18 protein-coding genes are annotated in these 26,233 nt (G+C 71.7%); 9 read left to right on the forward strand and 9 right to left on the reverse strand.

Features of this window, described 5'->3' with window-relative positions:
* Positions 1–8: 8 nt before the first annotated feature.
* The 4 genes from ABZ893_RS02940 to ABZ893_RS02955 form a co-directional block, all read right to left on the reverse strand.
* On the reverse strand, positions 9–1,451 hold the full coding sequence (locus ABZ893_RS02940) for a M1 family metallopeptidase (RefSeq protein ID WP_361395675.1): 1,443 nt from the start codon (positions 1,449–1,451) through the stop codon (positions 9–11).
* Positions 1,448–3,121: an extracellular solute-binding protein gene (locus ABZ893_RS02945; protein ID WP_361395678.1), complete on the reverse strand. Its 1,674-nt coding sequence runs from the start codon at positions 3,119–3,121 to the stop codon at positions 1,448–1,450. The genes ABZ893_RS02940 and ABZ893_RS02945 overlap by 4 nt, the downstream gene beginning before the upstream one ends.
* 96 nt (positions 3,122–3,217) lie before the next feature.
* A complete protein-coding gene (locus ABZ893_RS02950; protein WP_361396097.1) occupies positions 3,218–4,078 on the reverse strand; it encodes a carbohydrate ABC transporter permease in 861 nt (286 codons plus the stop codon).
* Positions 4,079–4,172: 94 nt separating this feature from the next.
* Positions 4,173–5,129 carry an ABC transporter permease subunit gene (locus tag ABZ893_RS02955; RefSeq protein ID WP_361395680.1) on the reverse strand — a complete coding sequence of 319 codons (957 nt, stop codon included), beginning with the start codon at positions 5,127–5,129 and terminating at the stop codon, positions 4,173–4,175.
* Positions 5,130–5,427: 298 nt separating this feature from the next.
* Here ABZ893_RS02955 and ABZ893_RS02960 point away from each other — a divergent pair, with 298 nt between their 5' ends.
* The 5 genes from ABZ893_RS02960 (at position 5,428) to ABZ893_RS02980 (ending at position 13,812) form a co-directional block, all read left to right on the forward strand.
* Entirely contained in the window at positions 5,428–6,414 is a 987-nt protein-coding gene (locus tag ABZ893_RS02960) for a hydroxyacid dehydrogenase (protein WP_361396099.1), read from the forward strand.
* Positions 6,415–6,509: 95 nt separating this feature from the next.
* Positions 6,510–7,610 (forward strand): LacI family DNA-binding transcriptional regulator, encoded by a 1,101-nt coding sequence (locus tag ABZ893_RS02965; RefSeq protein WP_361395683.1) that lies wholly within the window; start codon positions 6,510–6,512, stop codon positions 7,608–7,610.
* Positions 7,611–7,951: 341 nt separating this feature from the next.
* Positions 7,952–9,340, forward strand: a complete 1,389-nt coding sequence (locus ABZ893_RS02970) for a M60 family metallopeptidase (RefSeq protein WP_361395686.1) — start codon at positions 7,952–7,954, stop codon at positions 9,338–9,340.
* Between the two features lie 21 nt (positions 9,341–9,361).
* The gene (locus ABZ893_RS02975; protein WP_361395689.1) at positions 9,362–11,779 is read left to right on the forward strand and encodes a polysaccharide lyase 8 family protein; all 2,418 of its coding nucleotides are present in this window, start codon (positions 9,362–9,364) and stop codon (positions 11,777–11,779) included.
* A gap of 107 nt (positions 11,780–11,886) precedes the next feature.
* Positions 11,887–13,812: a DUF2264 domain-containing protein gene (locus ABZ893_RS02980; RefSeq protein ID WP_361395692.1), complete on the forward strand. Its 1,926-nt coding sequence runs from the start codon at positions 11,887–11,889 to the stop codon at positions 13,810–13,812.
* 6 nt (positions 13,813–13,818) lie between these two features.
* On the opposite strand, the gene ABZ893_RS02985 is transcribed toward ABZ893_RS02980, so the two are convergent.
* From ABZ893_RS02985 to ABZ893_RS03005, 5 genes are all read right to left on the reverse strand, one after another.
* Positions 13,819–14,415 carry an ATP/GTP-binding protein gene (locus tag ABZ893_RS02985; protein ID WP_361395695.1) on the reverse strand — a complete coding sequence of 199 codons (597 nt, stop codon included), beginning with the start codon at positions 14,413–14,415 and terminating at the stop codon, positions 13,819–13,821.
* Positions 14,393–14,764 (reverse strand): DUF742 domain-containing protein, encoded by a 372-nt coding sequence (locus tag ABZ893_RS02990; RefSeq protein ID WP_361395698.1) that lies wholly within the window; start codon positions 14,762–14,764, stop codon positions 14,393–14,395. Before ABZ893_RS02990 ends, ABZ893_RS02985 begins: the two co-directional genes overlap by 23 nt.
* 2 nt (positions 14,765–14,766) lie before the next feature.
* Positions 14,767–15,201, reverse strand: coding sequence for a roadblock/LC7 domain-containing protein (locus ABZ893_RS02995; protein WP_361395701.1), 435 nt, complete (start codon positions 15,199–15,201; stop codon positions 14,767–14,769).
* A gap of 230 nt (positions 15,202–15,431) precedes the next feature.
* Complete coding sequence (locus ABZ893_RS03000) at positions 15,432–17,456, reverse strand: ATP-binding protein (RefSeq protein WP_361395703.1); 2,025 nt, start codon at positions 17,454–17,456, stop codon at positions 15,432–15,434.
* Positions 17,457–18,162: 706 nt separating this feature from the next.
* Positions 18,163–19,398: an MBL fold metallo-hydrolase gene (locus ABZ893_RS03005; protein ID WP_361395706.1), complete on the reverse strand. Its 1,236-nt coding sequence runs from the start codon at positions 19,396–19,398 to the stop codon at positions 18,163–18,165.
* Positions 19,399–19,786: 388 nt separating this feature from the next.
* On the opposite strand from ABZ893_RS03005, the gene ABZ893_RS03010 reads away from it, so the two are divergent.
* The 4 genes from ABZ893_RS03010 to ABZ893_RS03025 are packed head-to-tail and all read left to right on the forward strand — an operon-like array spanning position 19,787 to position 26,221.
* Positions 19,787–20,944 (forward strand): acyl-CoA dehydrogenase family protein, encoded by a 1,158-nt coding sequence (locus tag ABZ893_RS03010; protein WP_361395709.1) that lies wholly within the window; start codon positions 19,787–19,789, stop codon positions 20,942–20,944.
* A 14-nt stretch (positions 20,945–20,958) separates the two neighbouring features.
* Positions 20,959–22,554 carry a thiamine pyrophosphate-dependent enzyme gene (locus tag ABZ893_RS03015; RefSeq protein ID WP_361395711.1) on the forward strand — a complete coding sequence of 532 codons (1,596 nt, stop codon included), beginning with the start codon at positions 20,959–20,961 and terminating at the stop codon, positions 22,552–22,554.
* Positions 22,551–23,738, forward strand: coding sequence for a Glu/Leu/Phe/Val dehydrogenase dimerization domain-containing protein (locus ABZ893_RS03020; protein ID WP_361395714.1), 1,188 nt, complete (start codon positions 22,551–22,553; stop codon positions 23,736–23,738). The genes ABZ893_RS03015 and ABZ893_RS03020 overlap by 4 nt, the downstream gene beginning before the upstream one ends.
* The gene (locus ABZ893_RS03025) at positions 23,735–26,221 is read left to right on the forward strand and encodes an acetate--CoA ligase family protein (protein WP_361395717.1); all 2,487 of its coding nucleotides are present in this window, start codon (positions 23,735–23,737) and stop codon (positions 26,219–26,221) included. The genes ABZ893_RS03020 and ABZ893_RS03025 overlap by 4 nt, the downstream gene beginning before the upstream one ends.
* Positions 26,222–26,233: the final 12 nt, after the last annotated feature.

Raw genomic sequence — 26,233 nt, forward strand, 5'->3', positions numbered from 1 at the left:
GGTGGGCGTCAGCTCCAGTCGGGGTGGCCGGGCATGGGCGGGTTGTCCTTGCTGAACAGCCAGTCCTCCAGGAAGGGCCGCAGCGACGGGTCGTGCGTGACGTTCACCGCGTTGTCGATGAAGTCCTGGGAGTCGGCGACGGAGTGCCGGTGCTTGGTGAGCCAGGACTTCATGATCGCGTCGTACTGGTCCTGGCCGACCTGCTGGTTGAGGGCGTACAGGACGACGGAGGCACCGTCGTAGATGTTGAACCCGCCCAGCTCGGTGGGCAGTCCGGGCGGTCCGTCGGTCTTGCGTACGGCGTCGAGCTTGCCGTACGCCGTCTTCATCTTATCCTCCATGGAGGCGGTGCCCTGCTGGTCGGCCCAGAGGGCGGCGTAGTAGACGGCGGGGCCCTCGTTCAGCCAGGCGCTCTGCCAGGTTCTGGGCGTGACCGAGTCGCCGAACCACTGGTGGGTCATCTCGTGGACCATGACGTTCGTGTACGTCGGTGAAGTGGCGGCGTTCTTGAACCAGTTGGGCCCGAACAGCGACAGGGTCTGGTTCTCCAGCGCGTCGCTGTAGCCGTCGCGGACGATCTGCATCCCGTAGGTACCGAACGGGAAGCGCACGCCGAGCGTCTTCTCCAGCCACGCGATCTGGCCGCCGGTCTGCTCGACGATCGGCTGGTACTTCGCGACCTGGTCGTCCGGGACGTAGTGGCGCAGCTTCACGCCGTGCGGGCCCTCGCCGGTCAGGAGGGTCTGCTTCTCCACGGAGATGCCGAGGAGTTCGGACGCCATGGGGACGTTCAGGCTGAAGTCGGAGGTGGTCTTGCCCTCGCCCGCGGGGCGGGTGCCGGTCAGGGTGCCGTTGGCGCCGGGGGTCCAGCCGTCGGGGGCGGTGAGGTGGAAGCTCCAGGTCGCCTTGTCCATCGTGGTGTCGTTGACGGGGGCGAACGTGTCGGCGCGGGTGGACTGCGCGGCGGACGCGAATCCGCCGTCGCTCATGTAGCGCCAGCCGGGGGCGCCGATGGGCTTCGTCTTGCCGTTGCCGTGGTAGGTGACGGCGACCTCGAACGGGGTGTTGTCGTGGATGCCGCCGGCGGGCGTGACCGTCAGTTCCTGGCCGCTCTTGCCGAGGGAGACGGCGAAGTCCGCGTCCGCTCCGTTCACCGTCACCTTCTCGATGGCGAGCGAGTCGATGTCGAGGTTGAACGAGGACAGGTCCTGGGTGGCCTTCGCGCTGATCTTCATGGTGCCGGTGAAGTCGTACGTCACGGGCGTGAAGTCGAAGGACAGGTCGTAGTGGCGTACGTCGTAGCCGCCGTTGCCCAGCGTCGGGAACAGCGGGTCGCCGACGCCGTCGGCTCCGGGCTTCGGGTCGAACGGGTCGGCCTGCGCGGGGCCTGCCAGGGCCATGACCGCGAGGGCGGCGGCGGTGGCGATCGCGGCGCGTACGGTGCGGGTCACTTGCCGGTTCCCTTCTGGGCGGCTTCCTCGAACTCGGAGCGGGACTGCTCGCCGCCCTTGGCCAGGTACTCCTTGACCAGGGCGTCGTAGTCCTTCATGGATTTACGGCCGGAGATGATGTCCTTGAGGCCGTCGAGCCTGAGCGTGTAGAGGCTGCCGAACCCCTTGGAGTCCCAGGTCGGGGACGTGTAGTCCATGAAGTCGGCCTTGATCAGCTTCGGGATGAGCTTCGTGTACGCCTCGTGGGCGTGCGTCACGGCGTCCTTGGACGTCGGCGAGAATAGGGCCGGGACGCCGGACGTGAGCTTGCCCCAGGGGACGCCGACGTCCTGGGTGCCCTTGTCCGTCAGCACCGGGTTGCCCTTGGCGTCGCGCTTGTGATCAGTGCCCTCGACACCGAAGTTGATGAGCGTGTACTCCTCCGTGCCGAACGGCGCGGCGATGAAGTCGAGCAGCCGCAGGACTTCCTCGATCCGCGCCTTGGGCGCCTTCTTCAGGTACGACTCGCTGAGCGTGACGTTGTCCGGCCAGGTGACCGCCTTGTCGCCGACCGGCACGAAGGGACGCACGTCGAAGCTCTTGTCGATGGCGGCCATCGAGTCGACGTACCCGGTGCCGGGCTGGAGGTAGGCGGGCGTGCCGTCGTAGACGAAGGCTCCCTTGCCGTTCTTGAAGAGGTCCGTGTACTGGGCCTTCTGGGCGCCGGTCATGGCGAGGGTGCCCGGGTAGTAGCAGCCCGCCTTGTAGAGCTTGGCCGCCACCTCGACGGCACTGCGGAACTCGTCGGTCTCCAGGTCCGCGGTGAACTTGCCGGTCTTCTTGTCCATCGCCCAGAAGTACGGGGCGCCGGCAGACATGGCGAGCATGGTGGTGGCGCCCGCGATGATCGCGTACTGCTTCTTCTTGGGCTGCGTCAGCTCCTTGCAGACCTCGACGAAGCGGTCCAGGTCGGTGATCTGGTCGAGGCTGTCGACCCCGACCTCCTTGAACAGGTCGTGCCGGTAGAAGCCGGCGCCCCCGGTGCCGTAGCGGGAGATGGGGACGCCGTACAGCTTGTCGCCGTAGAGGCCCGACCGCCAGGCGACGGCGGGGATCGCCGCGAGGTTCGGGTACGCCTTGACCTTGTCGCCGGACAGGAACGGCGTCAGGTCGGCGCACTGGGCCGCCAGGAAGGACGCCTTGTGGTCGACGCCTCCGAACTCCGGGTACATGAACACGTCCGCGATGTCGCCGCTCGCGACCATCGTCGAGAACTTCGTCGCGTAGTCGTCGGCGGGCACCGCCGTCAGGTCGACCGTGCCGCCGAGCCGCTTCTCGACCGCCTGCCACGCCGGGTTCTTGCCTCGCGCGGGAGCGGGCGGCGCGTAGGTCTCCGTCATCGCCTTGATGGGCTTCGCGCCCTTGAGGGGGCTGCCCTTGACCGAGCGGACCGGGGTGGCGGGGTAGCTGTAGAAGGCGCTCGGCACACCGGAGGCCGTGCCGGGCAGGTCGGCCTTGACGCTGTTGGCCGCGACGGTGGACGGCAGCACCTTGCCGCTCTTGGCGGCGGACTTCTCCGCCGTGCCGCCGTCGCCGCAGGCGGTCAGCAGCGGGGTCGCGGCGAGCCCCAGGCCCAGGCCCAGGGACGTCCGCAGGAGCGTTCTGCGGTTGATGGGGGTGGAGCGCGACACGGGGAACTCCTCGGTGAGGGAGGGGACATGAGCGCGGGGGGTGAGGGTGGGGCGCGGTGGGTGGTGCGTGCGAAAGCGAGGCGTGGCGGGTGCGGGTCAGCCCTTGATCGCTCCGGTGAGCACGCCCTTGGTGAAGTAGCGCTGGAGGAAGGGGTAGACGCACAGGATCGGTACGACGGCGATGACGAGGACCGCCATCTGTACGGACTGCTGCGGGGCGAGCGACTCGCCCACGGAGGCGCCCTCCAGGGACTGGCCCTGCAGGACGAAGGTGCGCAGGACCATCGACAGGGGCCACTTGTCGTTGTCGCTGAGGTAGAGCATCGCGTTGAAGAAGGCGTTCCAGTACGTCACCGCGTAGAACAGGCTGATCACGGCGAGGACGGCCTTGGACAGGGGGAGGACGACCTGGACGAGGATGCGGAAGTCGCCGGCGCCGTCCACCTTCGCGGCGTCGTACAGCTCCTCGGGCAGGTTCATGAAGAAGGAGCGCAGGACGACCAGGTTGAAGGCGCTGACCAGGGTCGGCAGGACGAGAGAGGCCAGGGTGTTGTAGAGGCCCAGCTCCTTGACGGTGAGGAACTTGGGGATGATGCCGGGGTCGAAGAGCATCGTGAACAGGGCCGTCATGAGGATGAAGCGGGAGCCGGTGACCTCGCGGCGCGAGAGGCCGTACGCCATTCCGATGGTGACGAGGACGCTGCACGCGGTGCCGACGAGGGTCACGCCGACACTGATGAGGAGTGCGTGGGTGACGACTCCCCCGCCGAGGACGGTGCGGTACGCCTGGGTGGTGGGGTGGTCCGGCCACAGGACGAGGCCGGGGCTCTTGATGATGTCGGTCTGCGAGGCGAAGCTCGTGCCGATCACGCCGAGCAGCGGGTAGGCGACGGCGGCGACGACCAGGACGAGGACAAGTCCCTTGCCCAGCAGGCCTGTTCGGGTGGGTTTCTCCATCCACGGGGGTCTGCCGTCGCCTGACCTGGCCTTGGGCTTGGCGCGCCCTCGGGCCGCCCGGACCTTGAGGGCGGCGGTGGTCGTCGTGTGCGTCTCAGCGGTCAGCACCGCGGTACACCCCTTCGTGGCCGAGGCGGTGGGCGAACTTGTTCGCGCCGAGGACGAGTCCGGTGCCGATGATCGCCTTGACGAGCCCGACGGCGGCCGACGTGCCCCAGTCGTTGTCCTTGATGCCGTGGAAGTACACGTAGGTGTCGAGGACTTCGCCGGAGGCCGGGCCGACCGCGTCCCGCTGGAGCAGGATCTGCTCGAAGCCGACGGACAGGATCTGGCCGAGGTTGAGAATGAGCAGCAGGATGATCACCGGGGAGAGGCCGGGGAGCGTGACGTGCCACAGCCGGCGCAGGCGGCCGGCTCCGTCGATGGCGGACGCCTCGTACAGGCCGCGGTCGATGTTGAGCAGCGCGGCGAGCATGATGATCGTGCCCCAGCCCGCGTCCTTCCAGGCGACCTGAAGGGTGAGGAGCCAGGGGAAGGCGGCCGGGTCGGTCGTCATGTCGTAGCGCGGCAGGCCAAGCCCGGCGAGCAGGTCGGGCAGGACGCCGGCGCCGCCGAGGATCTGCTGGAAGATCGAGACGATGATCACCCAGCCGATGAAGTGCGGCAGATAGACCACGCTCTGCACGAAGCGGCGGACCCGGTCGCTGACGATGCTGTTGAGCAGCAGCGCGAGGGCGATCGGCACCGGGAAGAAGAACACGAGCTGCACGAGCGCGATCTTCAGGGTGTTGCCGGTCGCGGACCAGAACGCGGCGTCGGTGAAGGCTGACGTGAAGTTCGAGACGCCCACCCACGCGCTGTGCAGGTAGCCGAGGTACGGCTGGTAGTCCTGGAACGCGACCACGTAGCCGAGCAGCGGCAGGTAGTGGAAGACGACGAAATAGAGCAGGCCCGGCAGGGTCAGCAGCAGCATGACCCTGTCCCGCTTGAGCCGCTGCCCCAGCGAGAGGCGGTGAACGACCTGCGGCGGTGAGGGCGTTGTGTCAGCCATGGGGCCGCAAGTTAGTAATCGGTTACCCCGCGCGTCAATAGGTCGGAGCAATCCCTGCGGTGAGCGGGATTTTCGACTGGGCTTCTGTGGGCGGTATTTGGCGTTATCCCGCAGTACGGCCCGGTGGTTGCCGGGGAGGCACGCTTGACGCTCACCCGTCGCGATCCCTAGCGTGCCGTCACCTCATAGAACACGCTTACTGTCCGGAGGCAGGGTGCGTACCACTGACGAGTCGCCGACCCCGGCAGACTCCGCCGGCTCCACACAGCCCCCACGCAGACCCCGAACGGTCCTGGCCATGGACGCGGGGCTGCTCGACGACGTTTTCCCGCCCGCGGTACGGCTCAGGCTCGAAGAGGCCGCAGACATCCGACCACCGCACGTGGTGGGCGAGTTCACCAGCCCGGCATCGGTGGCCGCCCTCGCCGAGTGCGAGGTGCTGCTCACCGGCTGGGGCTGCCCGTCCATCGACATCGATGTCCTCGACCGGGCGCCGCGCCTGCGCGCGGTGATCCACTCGGCGGGCACGGTCAAGACCTTCCTCACCCCGGAGGCGTACAGACGCGGCATCTCGGTGTCCTCCGCCGCCGCGGCCAACGCCGTGCCCGTCGCGGAGTTCACCCTCGCGGCGATCATCATGGGCGCCAAGCGGGTCTTCCCGCTCGCCCACCTGTTCCGCACCCGCCGCACCCACCGCACGGCGCCCGACCTGGACCGCCACCACTGGCTCGGCACCCACGGCATCACCGTCGGTGTCGTCGGCGCCTCGCGGACCGGCCGCCGCGTCATCCAGCTGCTGCGCTCCATCGACGCCGACGTCCTGCTCCACGACCCGTACGTGAGCGACGCCGAGGCCGAACTGCTCGGCGCCACCCGCACCGACCTGGACACCCTCGTCGCGACCAGCGACGTCGTGACCCTGCACGCGCCGTCCACGCCCCTCACCCGCCACCAGCTCGACGCCCGGCGCATCGCCCTGATGCGCCCCGGCGCCCTGCTCATCAACACCGCCCGCGGCCCCCTCGTCGACACCGAGGCCCTGACCGAACACCTGGTCAGCGGGCGTATCGACGCCGTCCTCGACGTCACGGACCCCGAACCGCTGCCCCACGGCCACCCCCTGTGGGACCTCCCGAACGTGTTCATCACCCCGCACCTGGCGGGGGCCCAGGGCAACGAGGTGGGGCGGCTCGGCTCGCTCGCCGTCGACGAACTCGCCCGCTACGCGCGTGGGGTGCCGCTCAACCACCCGGTGCTGCTGGAAGAGCTGGAGCGGATCGCGTGAGCGGGCGGTCCAGGGACCCCATAGGCTCTGCGCACGGCAGGGTCCCGCGACCCGCCGCGCACACCGACGACGAGAACGACCAGGGGGTGGCCCCGATGCCCCGGCAGGGCCCGACGGCAGGCGGACGGCGCGCGACCGTCGTGGACGTGGCACGGCACGCGGGTGTGTCGACCGCGACCGTGTCCCGCGTGATGAACCGCAACTACCCGGTCGCCGCCGCCACGCGCGAGCGCGTCGAGGAGGCCATGCGCGAACTGGGCTATGTGGTCAACGCCCACGCCCGCGCGCTCGCCGGCGCCTCGGGGCGGACGGTCGGCATCATCATCAGCGACGTGGTCGATCCGTTCTACGCGTACATCGCGCGCGGGGTGGAGCGGGAGGCGTCCGCCGGCGGCAGGCTCTGTCTCGTCTGCAGCACCCAGAGCGGCGACCCCCAGCGCGAGCTGGCCTTCATCGAGCTGATGCACGAGCGGCGGGCGGACGCCGTGATCCTCGTCGGCGGCAGCGCCACCGACCGGGGCTACCGCGCGGAACTGGAGTGCCGCGCCCGCGAGTTGGACGCGAGCGGCTCCAAGCTCGTGCTCTGCGGCCGCCCCCCGCTCGGCAAGGACGCGCCCACGGTCGGCGTCGAGTACGACAACGAGGGCGGCGCCTTCGCGATCACCGACCACCTGCTGTCCGAGGGCCACGAACGCATCCTCTACCTGGGCGGTCCGCCGGGGCTCTCGACGACCAGGGAACGCATCGCCGGGCACCGGCGCGCCCTGGAGCAGCGCGGGCTTCCGCGCGACCCCGAACTGGTGCAGCCCGGCGCGTTCAGCCGCCAGTTCGGCCACCACAGAATGGCTGAACTGCTGGCCGACGGGCCGGAGTTCACCGCCGTCTTCGCCGCGAACGACATCGTGGCGGCGGGCGCGATGCAGGCCCTGGAGGAGGCCGGGCTGCGGGTGCCGCACGACATCTCGCTGGTCGGCTACGACGATGTGCCGGTTGCCCAGGAGCTGCGGCCACGCCTCACCACGGTGCACATCCCGCTGGAGGAGATGGGGCGGCAGGCGGTTCGGGTCGCCCTGTCCGGGGGCGACGAGGACGACTGGCGCGCCCCGACGACGGGCACGCTCCGGCTCGGCACGCATCTCGTCGTGCGGGATTCGGTGGCGCCGCCGCGTGCGACGGGGCGTTGGCGGCGGGGGTGATGCGGGGGGGGCGCCGGTGCCGGGGCGGTGCCGGTTCTGGCGGCGCCGGGTCGCTCGCGCGGGGCATTCCGGTCGCCCGCACGGGGCGTTACGGGCGCCCGCACGGGCCGTTCTGGGTGCCCGCACGGGCCGTTCCGGGCGCCCGCACGGGCCGTTCTGGGTGCCCGCACGTGCTGTTCCGGTTGCTCGAAACGCTCGCCCCACCGCAGTAACAGCCAGGAAAGCCGTAGTAACAGACAGAAACTTGACTAGACCTCTTGCGGCGGCATAGCAAACGCTTACATGCTGGCGCGCAGCCCGCACATCACTCCGATGCTGTTGATCCCCATGGGAGTTTCTGGATGCGCCCTGCCCGTATGTCCCACGCCGCCCCGGCCGACGCCACCGCCACCGCCACGCCTGACTCCGCCCCGGGATTCTCCCGGCGCGGGGTGCTCGCGACGCTGGCCGGCGCGGGAGCCGCCACTCTCCTCGGCGCCACGACCGGCACCGCCCACGCCGACGGCGGCGACGTCACCGTCTCGCTCACCGCACGCCCCTCCGCCGAGGCCGAACGCCTCCGGCTCGGACAGGCCCTGCGCGCCACCGAGTTCCAGCCGACCGGACAGTACGTCCCGGCCGACACCGCGCTCCGCCTCGACGTGTTGCCGTACGACGACGTGCTCCCCACGCTGTGGATCGGCCAGTGGGACTACTACGGCAAAGTGGCGGAACCCCGTAAGTACGCGCTGAAGCCCGGGTCCAACACCGTCACGGACCCGCACGGCGGCCCCGTCTATTTCTCGCTCGAAGGCAACGGCGAGCGCGCCGGAGTGCGGCTCAAGTCGGGGTCCACCCCGATGGCTGTCTTCGCGCTCGGCAAGACCTCCGAAGCCGAATACCAGCGGCAGTTGGACGCGTACACCGACGTCCCCGTGGTCGAGCTGCACGGGCCGCGCACGATCATGACTCTGACGCGTGACGGCGCGCTGCTGTACCGGGACCAGGACCACGCGGCGCTGCTGCGGCTTGTCGAGGAGATCATCGACGCCGAGTCTGCGATCAGCGGCCTCGACAGCTCGAAGCCGGTGCACCGGCCGAAGGCGGGCGGCTACCACTTCACGGAGGTGTCCGTCGTCCCGTCCGGGGTCGGCGCCTTCGCCACGCACGGCTACAACGGCTTCCCGCGCGCGTATCTCGACCGCGCCACCACCGTCGACCTGCTGCGCACCCGGGGCTGGGGGCTGTACCACGAACTCGGCCACCTGCACCAGCAGATGGCGTACAAGCCGACGGGGCTGACCGAGGTCACGGTCAACATCTACTCGCTGGCCGTGCAGCGCGCGCTCGGCGAGCGGTCCAACCTGCTGACCACCATCGACTCGAAGACCGGCCTCAACCCCTTCCAGTCCTCGCGACCGAAGCTCGGCACGGCCGGCCTGAACTACGAGAGGTCCTTCGGCGCCTACGAGAAGCTCGTGCCGCTGCGTCAGCTGGAGCTGGCGTTCGGCGACGACTTCTGGCCGCGGATGCACAAGCTGGTGCGCGAGGAGAACCCGCAGTCGGACTACACGGAGACCGACAAGCGGTACCGCGCCCTCTCCACCTACGCGAGCCGTGTCTCGGGCTACGACCTCACGGACTTCTTCATCCGCGACTGGGCCTTCCCCATCGACGCGACCGGCCGCGCCGAGATCGCCGCGCTCAACCTGCCGAAGCCGCCCGTCGACCCGGCCACGCTGTCCGACTGACCTGGAGGGGACCCACCGCTCATGGACCTCACCCGCAGACAGACCCTGGCGCTCGCGGGCGTGACCGCCGCCGCTGCGATCCCGCTCGTGGCGGGCATCGCGGCAGCTGACGACGCCCCGGCGTCCGACGCCTTCGACGCGCTCCTCGCGCGCGCCGAGGAGCAGCTCACCGGCGGCGCCTTCGACACCGCCGACCCGGACTTCACCGCCGCCGTCGACGCCCTCGACACGCAGGCCTCGGCCTGGTGGCAGGACCTCGACCGGAGCGCGGGCAGGAAGGCCCTGTGGGCCGACCTCTCCCCCGCGTCGGACCCCGGCAACTTCGGGCAGAGCTACACCCGGATCCGCACCCTTGCCACCGCCTGGGCCACCCCGGGCACCTCGCTGACCGGCAGCGCCGAGGTCACGGACACGCTCCTCGCGGCGCTGCGCTTCCTGAACACCACCGGCTACAACCCGGCGCGCGGCGAGTCCGGCAACTGGTGGTTCTGGGAGATCGGCGCGCCCCGGGCCCTGATGGACACCTGCGTGCTCCTGCGCTCGCAGCTGCCTGCCGCGGACCTGACCGCCTATCTCGCGGTCGTCGGGAAGTTCTGCGCGAACCCCGACCGCCGCACCAACTCCCCCTCCCTCGCGGAGACCGGCGCGAACCGTGCCGACAAGGCCGTCATCGTGGCCCTGCGCGGGCTGCTCGCGCGTGACGCGGCGATCGTCGCGCTGGCCCGTGACGGCCTCTCCGACGTCCGCGACAGCGGCAAGCACAGCCTTTTCGCCTACGTGAAGTCCGGCGACGGCTTCTACGAGGACGGCTCGTTCATCCAGCACGACTACGTCGCCTACACCGGCACGTACGGCAGCATCCTGCTCGGCAGCGCGGGGCAGCTGATCGCGCTGCTCGCCGGGTCCGACTGGGCCGTGACCGACCCGAACGTGTCGGTTCTCTACGAGGCGGTGGAGCGGACGTTCTCCCCCGTCGTCCTCGACGGGCTGATGATGGACGCGCTGCGCGGGCGGGCCATCTCCCGCGAGCGGGCCCGCGACTACAACGACGGTGCCGTCACCGTCAGCAACATCCTCCAGCTCGCCGCGGGCGCCCCGGCCCCGTACGCCGACCGCTGGCGGGCGCTCGCCAAGGGGTGGGTGAGCCGCAACAAGGCCAACCCGTACACGGGGCTCGTCGGGGTGCCCGCCCTGGCGCGCGCGAAGGCGCTCCTCGTCGACGCCTCGGTCCCGGCGGGCGAGCGCCTCACCGGTCACTTCGCGTTCGCCGACATGGACCGCGTCGTGCACCGGCGGCCCGGCTGGGCGCTCGCCCTCGCGCTCTCCTCGAAGCGCATCTCCGCGTACGAGGCGGGCAACGGGGAGAACCTGCACGGCTGGTACACCGGCGACGGCATGGTCTATCTCTACGACGGTGACGACCTGGGCCAGTTCGGTGACGGCTTCTGGCCGACCGTCGACCCGTACCGGCTGCCGGGCACGACGGTGGACACGCGCCCGCGGACGGACCTCGGAACGGCCGGCGGCACCAGCACCTTCCGCCCGAAGAACGCCGTGGCCGGCGGCGCCGTCCTCCAGGGCCGGTACGGTGCGTCCGCGATGGAACTGATCGCCGACGGCAGCACCCTGCGCGCCCGCAAGGCGTGGTTCTCCCTGGACAACGCGGTCGTCGCGCTCGGCACGGGCATCACCGCGAGTGACGGCCGCACGATCGAGACCGTCGTCGAGAACCGCAGCCTGCACGCCGACGGCACGTCTCCGCTCCTCGTGGACGCGCAGCGGCAGCCCGACCGACTCGGTTGGTCCGAGACGCTGTCCGGCGCCGGCTGGGCACACCTGGACGGGACCGGGGGCTACGTGTTCCCCGACTATCCCGGCCGCGCGCAGGCCGGCACCTCGCTGCGGGCCCTGCGGGAGGAGCGCACCGGCAAGTGGGGCGACCTCAACTCCGGTGCGGACACCGGCGGCGACGCCCAACCCGTCACCCGCCGCTACGTCACCATGTGGTTCGACCACGGCACCTCCCCCACCGATTCCTCGTACGCCTATGTGCTCCTCCCTGGTGCCAGCGCCGCGTCGACCGGGGCGTGGGCACAGTCGCGGCCCGTCCAGATCGTGGCCAACGACTCCACGGTCCAGGCCATCGAGGTGCGCCGCCTGGGCATCGTCGCCGCGCACTTCTGGGGCGCGGGCAGCGCCGGCGGACTCACCTCGTCCGGTCCCGGCACCGTCCTGGTCCGGCGGCGCGACGAGGGCATCTCGGTCGCCGTGGCCGACCCGGGCCGCACCGCGACCACGCTCACCGTCGAACTCCCCTTCCCCGTCACCTCGGTGGTCCGCACCGACGACACGGTCACCGTCACTCCGGGCCGCCGACCCGTGGTGACCGTCAAGGTCGGGGGTTCGCGCGGGCACACCCACACGGCGGAGCTCGCGTGAGCGCGCGGGTGAGCGCAGGTCCGCGTGTCCGGACCGTCGACGTGCGCCCCGGGCGCGCATAGGGTCACCCCGACCCACCATTTCCGAACAAGGAGCAACACGAGCCCATGCCCGCACCGCATCTCTCGCTGCCGCCCACGGATCGCGTCCTGTCCCCGCTCACGGGCTGGACGCGGGCTCACTGGGAGGCGCTCGCCGACCGGCAGTTGGAGGCGCTCGTCCCGTACGCGACGCCGGGTTTCGCGCAGTACCGGCTGCCGGGGCGGGCGAGCTGGTCGGGGGTCGTGTCGGACGGACTCGAGGGGTTCGCGCGGTCATTCCTGCTCGCCTCCTTCCGGATCGCGGGTGCGGGCGGGGACGTCGATCCCCGACTCGTAGAACGCTACGCGGCGGGTCTGACAACGGGCACCGACCGCGGTCGCGGCACGGGCCTCGGCGGTGAGGCGTGGCCTCAACTCACCGACTGCTCCCAGCAGATGGTGGAGGCCGCGTCGATCGCCATCGGGCTGCACGAGACCCGCCCCTGGATCTGGGACAAGCTGGACTCCCGGGTCCAGGAGCGGATCGTGGACTGGTTCTCCGGCTTCGTGGGCGGCCGCACCTGGGACAACAACTGGCGGCTCTTCCAGGTGGTGTCCGAGCAGTTCCTGGCCTCCGTCGGGGCCCCGTACAGCCAGAAGGACATCGACGGGGGCCTGGACCGCATCGAGGACTGGTACGTCGGCGACGGCTGGTACACCGACGGCGACGGGCGCAACTTCGACTACTACATCGGCTGGGCCATGCATCTGTACCCGCTCCTGTGGGCGCGGATGGCGGGCCCGGACGGCGACGGCGGCCGCGCGGAGGTGTACCGCGAGCGCCTGTCCCAATTCCTCACCACCTACCCGCACTTCTTCGGCGCCGATGGGGCGCCGGTGCACCAGGGCCGGTCACTGACGTACCGGTTCGCCGCGACGGCACCGGTCTGGATGGGTGCGCTCGCGGACTGCTCCCCGCTGGAGCCGGGCCTCACCCGCCGTCTCGCGTCGGGCACGGCACGGCACTTCGTGGAGCGCGGCGTCCCCGACGAGCGCGGGCTCCTGCCGCTCGGCTGGTACGGCACGTTCCTGCCCACCACGCAGGCGTACTCGGGACCCGCGTCGCCGTACTGGGCGAGCAAGGGATTCCTCGGGCTGCTGCTGCCCGCCGATCACCCTGTGTGGACGGCGCGCGAAGAGTCACTCCCCGTCGAGAAGTCCGAGCAGTACATGGCGCTGCCCGCGCCCGGCTGGCTGCTCCACGGCACGCCCCACGACGGGATCGTCCGCCTCATCAACCACGGCAGCGACCACAACCCGCTCGAAGGCCCCGCCGCCGACGACCCGCACTACGCGAAGCTCGCCTACTCCACGGCCACGGCGCCCGAGTCGGCCCCGCACGCCTGGGACCGCGACGTCGACAACCACATCGCGCTGCTCGCCCCGGACGGCACCGCCTCCCGCCGCTGCCGCATCCATCCCCTCACCTGTGAGGGACGCGTCGCCTCCTCCCTTCACCATGCCCAACTCCCCGGACGGGACGAAGAGTTCCCCATCGAGTCGACGACCGTGCTGCACGGCCCGTGGGAGATCCGCGTCCACCGCGTGCAGGCTCCGGCGGGCGTGACCGTGCGCGAGGGCGGTTACGCGGTCGCCGACGAGAGCTGCATCCAGGACGAACAAGGACCCGGCTGGGCCCTGACGCGTACGGAAGCCGGGCTGACCAGCGCGGTCGTGGCGCTGCACGGCTGGGACGAGGAGTCCGGCATCGCCCGCGAGGTCGAGGCCAACGCCTACGGGCCGCGTTCGGCCACGCCGTTCCTCCGCTCGACCGGTCACCCGGGCGGGCCGAGCGTGCATGTCACCCTCGCGGTCCTGACCCGGGACGTCGTGCATCCGCGGGCGCTGCGGGAATCGATCTCGTGCGTCGTCGAAGCCGGTTACGGGGACGCCGCCGGGGAGCGGGACCAGGTGCGGATCACGTTCCCCGACGGCGAGACGGTCACCGTCTGACGCCGGTCACATGTGGGCCCCGTAGGTCGGCTGGGCCGGGGTGTGGGCCAGCAGGTGTTTGACGAGGGTGAGGAGCGTCTGGATTCCCGAGCTGGAGATCCGGGCGTCGCACCGCACGACGGGCACCTGCGGGTCCAGGTCTATGGCCGCCCGCACCTCTTCGGGGTCGTAACGGTAGCCGCCGTCGAACTCGTTGACGGCGACGATGAACCCCATGCCCCGCTCCTCGAAGAAGTCGACGGCGGCGAAACAGTCCTCCAGACGCCGGGTGTCCGCGAGGATCACCGCACCGAGCGCCCCCTCGGAGAGCTCGTCCCACATGAACCAGAAGCGCTCCTGTCCTGGCGTGCCGAACAGGTACAGCACGTGTTCCGGGCTGAGGGTGATCCGCCCGAAGTCCATGGCGACCGTCGTCTCGACCTTGTTCTCGATGCCTTCGAGGCTGTCGGTGTCCTCACTGACCGTGGTGAGCAGCTCCTCCGTGCTCAGCGGGGCGATCTCACTGACCGCTCCGACGAAGGTCGTCTTGCCGACACCGAATCCGCCCGCGACCAGGATCTTCAGCGCGGTGGGGAAGGCGTCAGAGCTGTCGTCGTAGTCCATCGAGCACTGCCTCCAGTAGGGACCGGTCAGTGGGGTTGTCATGGAACGTGGGGGGTTTGGTGGTGATCGCCCCGCAGTCGACGAGGTCGGACAGCAGGACCTTCGTGACGGCGGCGGGGAGTTCGAGATGGGCCGCGAGCTCCGCGACCGATGTGGGGTGAGCACACAGTTTGAGCGCGTCGCCGTGTTCCGGCCCCAGGTAGCCGAGGGGGGTGACCCCCGTGGCCATCACCTGCGACAGCAGATCCAGCGAAGTGGTCGGCCGCGTCCGCCCGTCACTCACGGTGTACGGGCGGACGAGGCGGCCGGCGGCGCCGTCCAGCCACGGCCCGTCCTGCGGGGCCGTCATGCTCAGGTCCTCATCGCCGTGGGCCGGTCCGCGTGCTGGCGGGGCGCGGTCATCAGGTACGGGCGCACGCTCTTGACCAGCATGGCCATCTCGTAGCCGAGCACCGCGGCGTCGGCCTCCCGCCCGGCGAGCACCGCCAGGCAGGTGCCGGAACCGGCCGTGGAGACGAACAGCAGGGTCGAGTCCAGCTCGACGACGACCTGCCGGACCTCACCCCCGTCCCCGAACCGGACGCCCGCGCTGCGCCCGAGCGAGTACAGGCCGGACGCCAGCGCCGCCATGTGGTCGGCGCTGTCGGCGTCGAGGCCGTGCACGGACTTGACCAGTCCGTCGGACGACAGGAGCACGGCGCTGCGGGTGTGCGGCACCCGCTGGACGAGGCCGCTCATCAGCCAGTCGAGATCGGACACATGACCCGTCGGCACATCGCTCGCCATGGGGATCGACTCCTTGGTGGACTGCGGGAGGTTGTACGAGGAAGGGGGGCTGGGGCGTGAGGTTCTGGTGGGGAGGGCGGGGATCGGGGCGTGGGGTGAGGGGGCGTGGGCTGACGGGATGTGGGCTGATGGGGTGTCGGCTGAGGGGTCTCGGCTGAGAGGGGGTGAGCTGAGGGGGCATGGGCTGACGGGGAGTAGGCCGAGGTGGCGGGCGAGGGGCGTCCGGCCGGTCATCGGGCCGACTCGCCCCCGTCGTCCCTCACGCCGAGGTCATGGGTCGCGACTTCGTAGGGGCCGTCGGGCCCGTACACGGCGAGCGGTCCGGGAACGGGGCCGCCGGTCCAGTCCGCCCCGCCGTCCGCCGTGTCCCGCATCCCGAGTCTGAGGTCCCGTGCCTCGGCCGCTTCCGCGAGCCCGATGCCACGCTGGAACGACGCCATGAGGTTGGGGTCGTGCAGCACCGGCTCGTCCTCCGGACGCTCCTGCCGCGGTGCCGGACCGCCCCTCAGCTGCGGTGCCAGGTTCTCCTGGCTGCGCCGCTTGGGGAGTTGGGGCCGCCCCATCGTGCCGCGCACGGCTCCGTCGAGCGGGCCCGGCAGGAGCGGCGTGGGTTCGTCGGGGGCCTGCCGGTCCTCCGCACGGATGCCGGGCAGGGCGTCGGCCGGTGTCCGCCGGTCGTTCCTGGCCGTACGCATGGGCAGGGGCGGCACGGTCCCGTTCACCCCGGGGTGCCCGTTGTCCGGCTGTCGCGGGACGACGGCGACACCGGCGTGCGGCGCGCGCGGGACGGGTGGCGGTTCCTGGGGCGCGGGCGCCTGGTGCTGCGCCTCGACGGGCTGGAGGTCGTAGGACTGGGAGTCGTACGTCTGCGCCTCCCCCGCCTGCTGCGGCAGTGGCTGTGGCTGCTGTTCGAGTGCGGGCTGCCGGCCCGGTCGGCCCTGGTGCTGGGAGAGCCGGCGCTCGTGCGCCTGGTGCCGCTGGTGCATACTCTGCGCGCTGTCGTCCGTCGCGGACGCCGCTCCCCGCGCCTTCGGTTCCGGCTCGTTCTCGTCGTCGCCGAGCAGGCTCTGCGGTACGACGAGGACCGCCTGGACGCCGCCGTAGATATTGCTCTGGAGCTGAACGGTGATGCCGTGCCTGCGGGCGAGCTGGGAGACCACGTAGAGGCCGATGCGCCCGTCCTGGAGGAGGCTCGCGACGTTGACCTGGTCCGGGTCGGCGAGCAGCCCGTTCATCTTGTCCTGCTCGGCGACCGGCATACCGAGGCCGCGGTCCTCGACCTCGATGGCGAGCCCGGACGTCACGATGTTGGCGCGCAGCAGGACCTGGGTCTGCGGGGCGGAGAACACGGTGGCGTTCTCGACGAGTTCGGCGAGCAGGTGGATGCAGTCGGCGACTGCGTGTCCGCGCAGGGTGCCGTCGACCGGCGGGACGAGCTTGACCCGCGCGTACTGTTCGACCTCGGCGATGGCGGAGCGCATGACCTCGCTCATCGCGACCGGGCGGCTCCACTGGCGCCGGGACACGGCGCCGCCGAGTACGGCGAGGTTCTCCGCGTGGCGACGGATCCGGGTGGCGAGGTGGTCGACGTGGAACAGGCCCTTGAGCAGGTCAGGGTCCTCGACGTCGTTCTCGAGTTCGTCGAGGATCGAGATCTCGCGGTGTACGAGGGACTGCAGGCGCCGGGCGAGATTGACGAAGACCTCGACCTTCTGTTCGCTGCCCGCGTGGCTGGAGAGCTGCGACGCCTGCACGACGGCGGCGACGGCCACGTCCTGGGCGCGCGTGATGTCCGCGGCCAGCTGGTCGAACTCGTCGCCGTCGGAGGCTGCCGGGGGCAGTGCCCTGCGGGGCGGCGGCCCCTCGCCCTTGCGCAACTGCTCGACGAGGGCGCTCAGTTCACCCTGCCCGCGCGCGCTCACCCGGCGCAGGACGCCGACCCGTTCGCGTACGGACCTGGCGGCGCGGTCGGCGGCGACGGCCGCGATGACGATGCCGGCGAGGGTCACGAAACAGGCTCCGGCGAGGACGGCCCACAGTGCGGGACCGGGGCGGGCGGCCGTGGAGCGGACGGTGAAGATCACCGCGGCGCTGGCGCTCAGGGCGACGGCGAGCGGGGGCAGTACGGCTAGGCGCAGAAGCTGGGGCCGTATGTGGGTCTCGGGCTGCGGGGGGACTGACCTGCCGCCCGGCCTGCCGTGCCGACCGCCCTCTCGGCGGTCTGCGCGGGCGGCCGGCGGGCGAAGGTGAGACATTCGGCGTCCTCGTACGTGGGGGCTCCTGCGGGTCGCGCGACGCGGGCAGGCGGCATGGCGCTCCCGGCGGGGAACGGATGGGAATGCCGTCGCTCTGTCGCTCAGCGAGCACACACGGTAGTCGCGGACGCCTCACATGCGGTGGGCAGTTGCCAAAGTCCGGCGCCGGAGGTCCCGCTCTGGTATGAGGCTTCGTACGAAAGGCCGATAACAGGGCCACCGGGCCGCGAGGCTACGGGTACATGTGTTCCCATGCTCGAAAATTCGCACCCTCGGATGCGCGAGAGCAGGGCCGCGTGGCAACGCGGGACACGCACGGGAACGCGTGCTGCACAGGCCCACAACGGCCATCAACCGACGTCAGACGGGGATCACGCCGGACATCCGGGGCCCCGCCTCAAAACCGGGCACGGCGCGTTGAAGCACACGAGGGGCTCGCAGCAACCGAGACCGAGACGCCCCCGCAGCCGCCCGCGCGCCAGAGGGGACGTGGCGGTGTGTGCGCGCGGAGCACACAAGCCCACTCCCCGGGCACAGGACAAGGCGACCAAGGAGAAGGGATGGCGAGCACGTACACACCGCCGCGGCCCCGCCCCACAACGCAGCACGGCCTCCCGGCCACCAGGCCCGTCCCGCCTCACTCCACCCGCCCCAGCCTCGCCACTCCCCCAAGCCCTCAAGCCCTCAAGCCGGACAGACCCCCGCCCTACACCGCCCCCACAGCCGCCTGCTCCCCCGACCCCGCACCGGCGCCACCGGCCGCGCCCGCGCCAGTCCCAGCACCACCGCCGGACGCCGCCGCACCCGTACGCCCCTCCTCCGCGACCCAGCCGCCCTCAGGCCGCGCAGCGATCCCCCGCCACCACGCCCGCGAAGGCAGCGTCTCCGCCCCCGGTTCGAACGGCTCGCCCGGGCAAGGGAGCGCGATCCCCGCACCGGCCTGCCGCGCCGCCGCGAGCGAGCCCTCGCCCGGCTCGGCCCACGGGTGCGGGGCCAGATTGAAGGTGCCCCAGTGGATAGGCAGCATCGGCCCGCCGCCCGGTCCGCCCTGGAGGTCGAGGTGGGCCCGCATCCCTTCCTCGGGACGCATGTGGATGTCCGGCCAGAAGTCGCTGTACGCGCCGATCTGGATCATCGTCGCGTCGAACGGGCCGTGCTCGGCGCCGATGTCCTTGAAGCCGGGGAAATAGCCGGTGTCACCGGAGTGGTAGACGCGGTGCTCAGGGCCGGCGACGACCCAGGACGCCCACAGGGTGTGCTGTTCGTTGCGCAGCCCGCGGCCGCAGAAGTGGCGCGCGGGGGTCGCCGTCAGGGTCAGCCCGGCCACCTCCGTCGACTCGTTCCAGTCGAGCTCGCGGAGCCGGTCCGCGGGGACGCCCCAGTGCTCCAGGTGGGCGCCGACGCCGAGCGGCACCGCGAACAGCGTGTCCGTCCCGGCCAGGGCCTTGATGGTGGGGAGGTCCAGGTGGTCGTAGTGGTCGTGGGAGATGACGACCACGTCGACCGGGCCGAGCGCGGCGAGCGGCAGGGGTACGGGGTGCAGGCGCTTGGGGCCCGCGAAGGCGAACGGTGAGCAGCGCTCTCCCCAGACGGGGTCGAAGAGGACGCGCCGTCCGTCGATCTCGGTGAGGACGCTGGAGTGCCCCATCCAGGTGAGCCGCAGCCCGCTGACCGGGGGCTTGGCGAGATCGGCGAGGGTCGTGGGGTGGACGGGGACGTTGCCCGTGGGCGCGCGGCGGACGCGCCCCTCCTTGGCGAGGAAGACCTTCGCGAACTCGACCATGGAGCCCGTGGGTCTGGTGCGGGCACCCACCGGGTTCCGGAAGCTGCCGTCCTCGAAGTTCGGCGAGCTCAGGATCCGCGCGAGGCGCTCTCCTGCCGGGTCCGCGCCGAAGGCGGCCGGCCGCAGCGGGCGGAGCCCGGAACTCAGGGAACGTGACACAGCGCCTCCCGGTGCGTCGGTCGGGAATTCCCGGTCGGGGACTCCACGGAATTCCATTATGTGCGCCCCCACCGACACTGCCCGGAGCGGGCCGTTGACGCACCGGATTTCCGGGCCGCACCCGCCTGTCGCCCGGCACACACGGGCCCGGCACACCACACTCGATCCACCGGCTCGGTCCGCCGGCCGGCCCGCCCTGCGTCCCTGCCCGCGAAGGCGCGTCCAAAACTGATCCATCATTCAGTAGCAGCTCCGTTGACACGGGTCTTCGCGGGCTCCAATACTGACTGGCGATTCAGTAATTCGGTTCCGCGAGCCGCCGGTCGGCGCGTCGGTCCGTGCCGTCCGGCCGCGCCGCCGGTCAGGCCCGTCAGTTTCAGGAGGCACCGTGTCAGAGCTCCCCGTCGAGCTGGTTCCCCTCACCCCGGAGCAGCGCGACATCGTCGACCTCACCAGGACGTTCGCGCGTGAGGAGATCCGCCCGCGCGGCCGTGCCGTGGACGAGGCGGACGTGGAGACGCCCTGGGATCTGTGGCGTGCCGCCGCGAAGGTCGGCATCACCGGCTTCATGCTGCCCGAGGAGTACGGGGGCGGCGGCTTCACCGACATCTTCACCCAGGTCCTCGTCCAGGAGGAGCTGTGCGTCGGCGACCTGGGCATCGGGAACCTGATGTGCTCGAACGGGTTCTTCGCCGACCCGGTCATGGAGCTGGGCACCGAGGAGCAGAAGCGCACGTGGCTGACGCCGCTGGCCGGCCCCGACACCCCGATGACCTCGCTCGCGACGACCGAGCCGGGCTCGGGTTCCGACGCGGCGTCGATCGTGACGACGGCGACGCGCACCTCGGGCGGCTACCTCCTGAACGGCCAGAAGGCGTGGATCTCGAACGCCGGCGAGGCCGACCAGTACGTCGTGTTCGCCAAGACCGACCCGTCGCAGCGCTCGCGCGGTGTCACGGCGTTCCTGCTGCGCAAGGGCGTCGAGGGGCTGACCTTCGGTGAGCCGATGCGCAAGATGGGCCAGCGCGCCATCGTGTGCCGCGAGATGTTCTTCTCCGACGTGTTCGTGCCCGAGGAGGACCGGCTCGGCGAGGAGGGTCAGGGCTTCGCGGGCCTCATGCGGACGTTCGACATCTCGCGCACCGTGCTCGGCGCCGCCGCCACGGGTGTGGCGCGGGCCGCGTACGAGTACGCCCGTGACTACGCACGCGAGCGCGTGCAGTTCGGCAAGCCGATCATCGAGCACCAGGCCGTGGCGTTCCGGCTCGCGGACATGCGGACGCGGATCGAGCAGGCACGCCTGATGACGTGGCGCGCGGCCAAGCGGCTCGACGCGGGTCTCGACGCGACCGCCGAGGCCGCGATGGCCAAGGTGACCGCTTCGGAGACGGCGGCGTTCTGCACCTGGGCGGCCGTGCAGACGCTGGGCGGCTGGGGCTACTCGCGGGAGTTCCCGGTCGAGCAGTGGATGCGTGACGCCAAGCTGGAGGAGATCGAGGAAGGCACCTCGGACATCATGCGCCTGGTCATCTCGAGGTCGCTGTGACCGGGGCGGAGCCCATGTCGACCGGCGGCGAGGCGCTCGTCCGCGCGCTCGCCGCGCACGGTGTCTCCACCGCGTTCGGCATTCCGGGCACCCACAACCTGGAGATCTACCGTCACCTGGCGGCGTACGGCATCACGCATGTGGCGCCGCGTCACGAGCAGGGCGCCGGGTACGCGGCCGACGCCTACGCGCGCGTGACGGGCGAGCCCGGCGTGGCGATCACGACGACGGGTCCCGCTCTCCTGAACATCGCGGCCGCCGTGGGCCAGGCCTACTCGGACAGCGTGCCGCTGCTCGTGGTGTCGCCGGGTATGCCGCTGCGCCACCCGCGTCAGTCGACCGGTCTGCTGCACGAGATGCGCAGCCAGACGGAGGCGCTGCGGAACGTGGCTGCGTTCAGCCACCGTGTGTCCTCGGTGGAGGAGATCGGGGCGGCGGTCGCGCGGGCCTTCAGCCTGTTCCGTACGGAGCGGCCGCGGCCCGCGCACATCGAGGTGCCGCTCGACCTCCTGGAGGCCGTGGAGGCCGCCGGTCCCGTGCGGCTCGCGCCCGTGTCCGCGCCCCGCGCGGCCGACGCGCCGTCGCTCGACGAGGCGGCCGTGCTGCTCGCGGGCGCCGTGCGGCCGGGTCTGGTCCTGGGCGGTGGCGCGCGCGGCGCTGCCGAGCAATGCCTGGCGCTGGCCGAGCAGTTGGGCGCTCCGGTGGCGACCAGCGCGAACGGCAAGGGCATCGTCGACGAACGGCATCCGCTGTCCCTGGGCGTGTCCCTGCACAGCCCGTCCGTGCAGAAGTGGCTGTCCGGCTGCGACGTCGTGCTCGCCGTCGGGACGGAACTCGCCGAGTCCGACCTGTGGTCCGCGCCGCCCGTCCTGGACGGCAAGCTGGTCCGCGTGGACATCGACCCGGCGCAGATGTACGCGGGAGTCCCCGCCGACGTCTCCCTGGTGGGCGACGCCGGGGCCACCCTGCGGGCCCTGACGGAACGCCTCGCGAACGTGCCTTCCACCACGTCCGGGGCCGAGGCCACACGCACCACCGCCACCGTGCGCATCGCCCGCGACGACGAGACACGCGCGCGTGACGCCCGTTGGGTGCCGTATCTCGAGGCGATCAGGAGTGTGCTCGCGGCCGATGCCGTGCTCACCTCCGACAGCGCGCAGTGCTGCTACTACGGTGCGATCCCGCACCTCCCGGTCGGTCCCGGAGGCCGCTATCTGCACCCGACGGGATTCGGCACGCTCGGCTACGCGCTGCCCGCCGCGATCGGCGCGAAGGCCGCCTGCCCCGACCGGCAGGTGGTCGCCATCAGCGGGGACGGCGGGCTCCAGTTCTCCGTACAGGAACTGGCCACCGCAGCGCAGCTCCAACTCCCGCTGCCCGTAGTGGTGTTCGACAACGGCGGGTACGGCGAGATCCGCGACGAGATGGTGGCGCGCGGCGACGCACCGGAGGCCGTGAACCACGCGCGCGTGGACCTGCCCGGCCTCGCGCGGGCCTTCGGGGGCGCCGGCGCTGCCGCGCACTCCCCCGGCGAACTCGCCGAGCTCCTGACCCGCGCGCTGACCACCCCCGGCCCCACCCTGATCATCGTCCCCGAGGAGACCGCATGACCGCGTCCGCCACTCCCCTGACGTCCATCTCCTGGACGGACCACATCACCGGCAGGAACGGCTACCTCGTCGTCGACCGGCTGGTGCGCGGTGTGTCCAGCGGCGGGCTCCGGATGCGCCAGGGATGCACGCTCGACGAGGTCGCCGGCCTCGCGCGCGGCATGACGATGAAGGAGGCCCTGCACTACAACCCGCAGGGCAAGTACATCCCGCTCGGCGGCGCCAAGGGCGGCATCGACTGCGACCCGCAGGACCCGGAGGCGTACGGCGTCCTCGTGCGGTATCTGCGGGCCATGCGGCCCTACATCGAGTCGTTCTGGACGACCGGTGAGGACCTCGGGCTCACCCAGGACCTCGTCGACCGGGCGGCCGCGGAGGCCGGGCTCGTCTCGTCGATCCAGGCCGTGTACCCGCTGCTCGACGACGAGGCGGTGGCGCGCAAGCGCCTCGCGGACGCCTTCGAGGTCGAGGTCGACGGCATCGGCCTGGACGAGCTGGTCGGCGGCTGCGGCGTCGCCGAGTCGGTGCTCGCGACCCTCGACCGCGCGGGCGTGCCGTACGAGGGCACCCGTGTGTCCGTGCAGGGTCTGGGCACCATGGGCGGCGCGACCGCCCGGTTCCTGTCCCGAGCGGGGCTGCTGATCGTGGCGATCGCCGATGTGAAGGGGACCATCGCCAACCCCGAGGGCCTGGACGTGGAGGCCCTGCTCGCCGCCCGTGACTCCTACGGGACCGTTGACCGCTCGGCGCTGCGGGCCGAGGACCGCGAACTCCCGGGCGACGCCTGGCTGTCGGCGGAGGCCGAGGTGCTCGTGCCCGCCGCCGTGTCGTACGCGGTGGACGCGGCGAACCAGGAGCGGATCACGGCGCGCTGGATCGTCGAGGCCGCCAACATGCCGGTCCTGCCCGACGCGGAGGAACTGCTGGCGCGACGCGGCATCCCCGTGCTGCCCGACGTCGTCGTCAACTCCGGTACGAACGCGTGGTGGTGGTGGACCCTGTTCGGGGACATCGACGCCGACGCGGACGAGGCGTTCGCGTACACGCGCCGTTCCATGCGCGCGCTGATCGACCAGATGCTGGCGCGTGCCGAGGCGGACGGTACGACGCCGCGCGCCGCCGCGCACGCGATCGTGGCGGACCGTCTTCCGGTGATCGCGGAGCGGTTCGGGTGGTACCGGTGACGACCCGGCTGCCGGACGCCGGTACGCACGCGCGCGTAGGTCTCGACGCGCTCTTCGACCCCCGGTCGGTCGCGGTCGTCGGGGCGTCGGACAACCCCGAGAAGTGGGGCTACTGGCTGGCGTCGGGGGCCCTTTCGGGCCGCGGGCGCCGGTCCGTCCACCTGGTGAACCACCGCGGCGGCAGCCTGGACGGTGAACCGTTCCTGCCTGATCTGGCGTCGCTGCCCGTGCCCCCCGAGCACGTCGTCGTCGCCGTGCCGCCGCGCCATGTGCGGCCGGTCGTCACCGACGGTCTCGCGGCGGGCGCCCGGTGCTTCACCGTGATCACGTCGGGCGGTGCCACCGTCGACGAAGAGCGCGCGCTCGCCAAGCTGGTCAAGGCGGGCGGGGCCCGGCTGCTCGGCCCGAACTGCATGGGCGTGGTGGACACGACGAGCGAACTCCGGCTCAGCTGGGGCGAGTTCCCCTCGGGCGGCCTCGGTCTCGTGTCCCAGAGCGGCAACCTCGCCCTGGAGATCGGCCGCCTCCTCGCCCGCGCCGGGCAGGGCTTCTCCCGCTTCGTGTCGCTGGGCAACCAGCGGGATATCGACGCGGCGGACGCCCTGGAGTCGCTGATCTCGCACGAGCCGACCAAGGCGCTCGCCGCGTACATCGAGGACTTCCGCGACGGCCGGCGCCTCGCGCAGGTCCTCGCGGCGGCGCACGCGGCCGGGAAGCCGGTGCTGCTCCTGACCGTCGGGCGCAGTGCCGCCTCCGGGCGGGCCGCCGCGTCCCACACGGGCGCCCTGGTGAGCGCCCGCGCAACCGTGGAGGCGGTGTGCCGCGACGCCGGCGCCCTGCTCCTCGACACGGCAGGCGAACTGGTCGACACGGCGGTCTACTTGCTGGCGGAGGGCACACGCCACCGCCAGGCGGGGCGTACGGAGGGGGCCTCACCGCTCCTGCACGGCGTCGCTGTGGTGGGCGAGAGCAGGGGCCAAAACGCCCTGGCCGCCCACGCGTTCGCGGCCCAGGGTCTGGACGTTCCCGTCTCCGCGGACGGCACGCGCGATGCCCTGGCGGGCGCGAGCGGCACCACGCCCGCCGACCCTGCCGACGCGGGCGCGACTACATCACCCCGCCCCCGCCGCGTCGCCATCGTGGGTGACAGCGAGGGCCAAGACGCCCTAGCCGCCGACAGGTTCACTGCCCAGGGGCTGGACGACGGCACGCGCGATGCCCCGGCGGCACGTCAACCCGGCGGCGCGGAGGGCACCACGCCCGCCGACCTTGCCGACGCGGGCGCGACCGCAACAGCGTCACCCCGCCCGCGCCCCCGTCGCGTCGCCGTCGTAGGTGACAGCGGTGGCCAAGGCGCCCTCGCCGCCGACGCGTTCGCCGCGCAGGGGCTCGACGTGCCCGCCTTCTCGGCCGGTACGCGGGAGGCCGTGGCGGAGCAGCTGCCGGGCGGCGCGGGGTGCGCCAATCCGGTGGACCTGGCGGGCGCCGGTGAGGCCGATCTCGGCAGCTACGCGCGCGTGGCGGGTACGTTGCTGCGTTCGGGCGACGCCGACGCGGTGGTCCTCACGGGCTACTTCGGTGACTACGCGACCGCCAACCCGGCCCAGGCGGACGAGGAGTGCCAGGTCGCGCACGCCCTCGCGGACGCCGCCGTCGACTCGGGACGCGCCCTCGTGGTGCACACGATGGCGCGGGACACCCCCGCCCTGTCGGTCCTGCGTCAGCGCGGTGTGCCCGTCTACGAGCGCATCGAGCAGGCCGCCACCGCCATCGCGGGCGCCGCCCGCCTCACCGGCCGGCCACTCCTCCCGGAGGAACCCCAGACCCAAGCGGCGTACGAGCTGACGGACGGCGGTTACGAGCAGGTACGCGAACTGCTCGCGTCCTATCAACTCGCCTTTCCCGCAGCAGAGTTCGTCACCGACGCGGACTCCGCTGTCGAGGCCGCGGAGCGCCGGACCGGGTACCCGGTCGTCCTCAAGGCGATGGGGCTCGCGCACAAGACCGAGGCGGGCGGGGTCGCCCTCTCGATCGGTGACGCCGACGCCCTGCGGGCCGCGTTCGCGCGCATGAAGGCGGCGACAGGCGCGGACCGTTACGCCGTGGAGGCGATGGCCACACCGCCGTACGGACACGAGCTGATCGTCGGTGTGCGGCGTGACCCGTCGTTCGGGCCCGTCGTCATGGTGGGCATCGGTGGTGTGACCGCCGAACTGCTCGCGGACACGGCGCTGGCGCTCGCGCCGGTGACACACGCACGCGCGCGTGCACTGCTGTTGGAGCTGCGGCACGCTGCACTGCTGACGGGCTGGCGGGGTGCGCCCGGGGTCCACCTGGACGCGGCTGCGGCCGCCGTGTGCGCGGTGGCACGAGCCGCCGTCGACCACCCCGAGCTGACCGAACTGGAGGTCAACCCCCTGCTCGTGCACCCGGGCGGCGCCATCGCCCTGGACGCGCACGGGGTGCTCCGCCAGGACAACTAGCCTCTGAGTGAC

Source organism: Streptomyces sp. NPDC046821 (assembly GCF_040645335.1).
Classification (GTDB): domain Bacteria; phylum Actinomycetota; class Actinomycetes; order Streptomycetales; family Streptomycetaceae; genus Streptomyces.

Bases quoted from the DNA above. Each gene is read 5' to 3' on its own strand.
- ABZ893_RS02950 (WP_361396097.1), bottom strand. From the start codon at position 4,078: ATGGAGAAACCCACCCGAACAGGCCTGCTGGGCAAGGGACTTGTCCTC.
- ABZ893_RS02955 (WP_361395680.1), bottom strand. From the start codon at position 5,129: ATGGCTGACACAACGCCCTCACCGCCGCAGGTCGTTCACCGCCTCTCG.
- ABZ893_RS02960 (WP_361396099.1), top strand. From the start codon at position 5,428: ATGGACGCGGGGCTGCTCGACGACGTTTTCCCGCCCGCGGTACGGCTC.
- ABZ893_RS02965 (WP_361395683.1), top strand. From the start codon at position 6,510: ATGCCCCGGCAGGGCCCGACGGCAGGCGGACGGCGCGCGACCGTCGTG.
- ABZ893_RS02970 (WP_361395686.1), top strand. From the start codon at position 7,952: ATGCGCCCTGCCCGTATGTCCCACGCCGCCCCGGCCGACGCCACCGCC.
- ABZ893_RS02975 (WP_361395689.1), top strand. From the start codon at position 9,362: ATGGACCTCACCCGCAGACAGACCCTGGCGCTCGCGGGCGTGACCGCC.
- ABZ893_RS02980 (WP_361395692.1), top strand. From the start codon at position 11,887: ATGCCCGCACCGCATCTCTCGCTGCCGCCCACGGATCGCGTCCTGTCC.
- ABZ893_RS02985 (WP_361395695.1), bottom strand. From the start codon at position 14,415: ATGGACTACGACGACAGCTCTGACGCCTTCCCCACCGCGCTGAAGATC.
- ABZ893_RS02990 (WP_361395698.1), bottom strand. From the start codon at position 14,764: ATGACGGCCCCGCAGGACGGGCCGTGGCTGGACGGCGCCGCCGGCCGC.
- ABZ893_RS02995 (WP_361395701.1), bottom strand. From the start codon at position 15,201: ATGGCGAGCGATGTGCCGACGGGTCATGTGTCCGATCTCGACTGGCTG.
- ABZ893_RS03000 (WP_361395703.1), bottom strand. From the start codon at position 17,456: ATGTCTCACCTTCGCCCGCCGGCCGCCCGCGCAGACCGCCGAGAGGGC.
- ABZ893_RS03015 (WP_361395711.1), top strand. From the start codon at position 20,959: ATGTCGACCGGCGGCGAGGCGCTCGTCCGCGCGCTCGCCGCGCACGGT.
- ABZ893_RS03020 (WP_361395714.1), top strand. From the start codon at position 22,551: ATGACCGCGTCCGCCACTCCCCTGACGTCCATCTCCTGGACGGACCAC.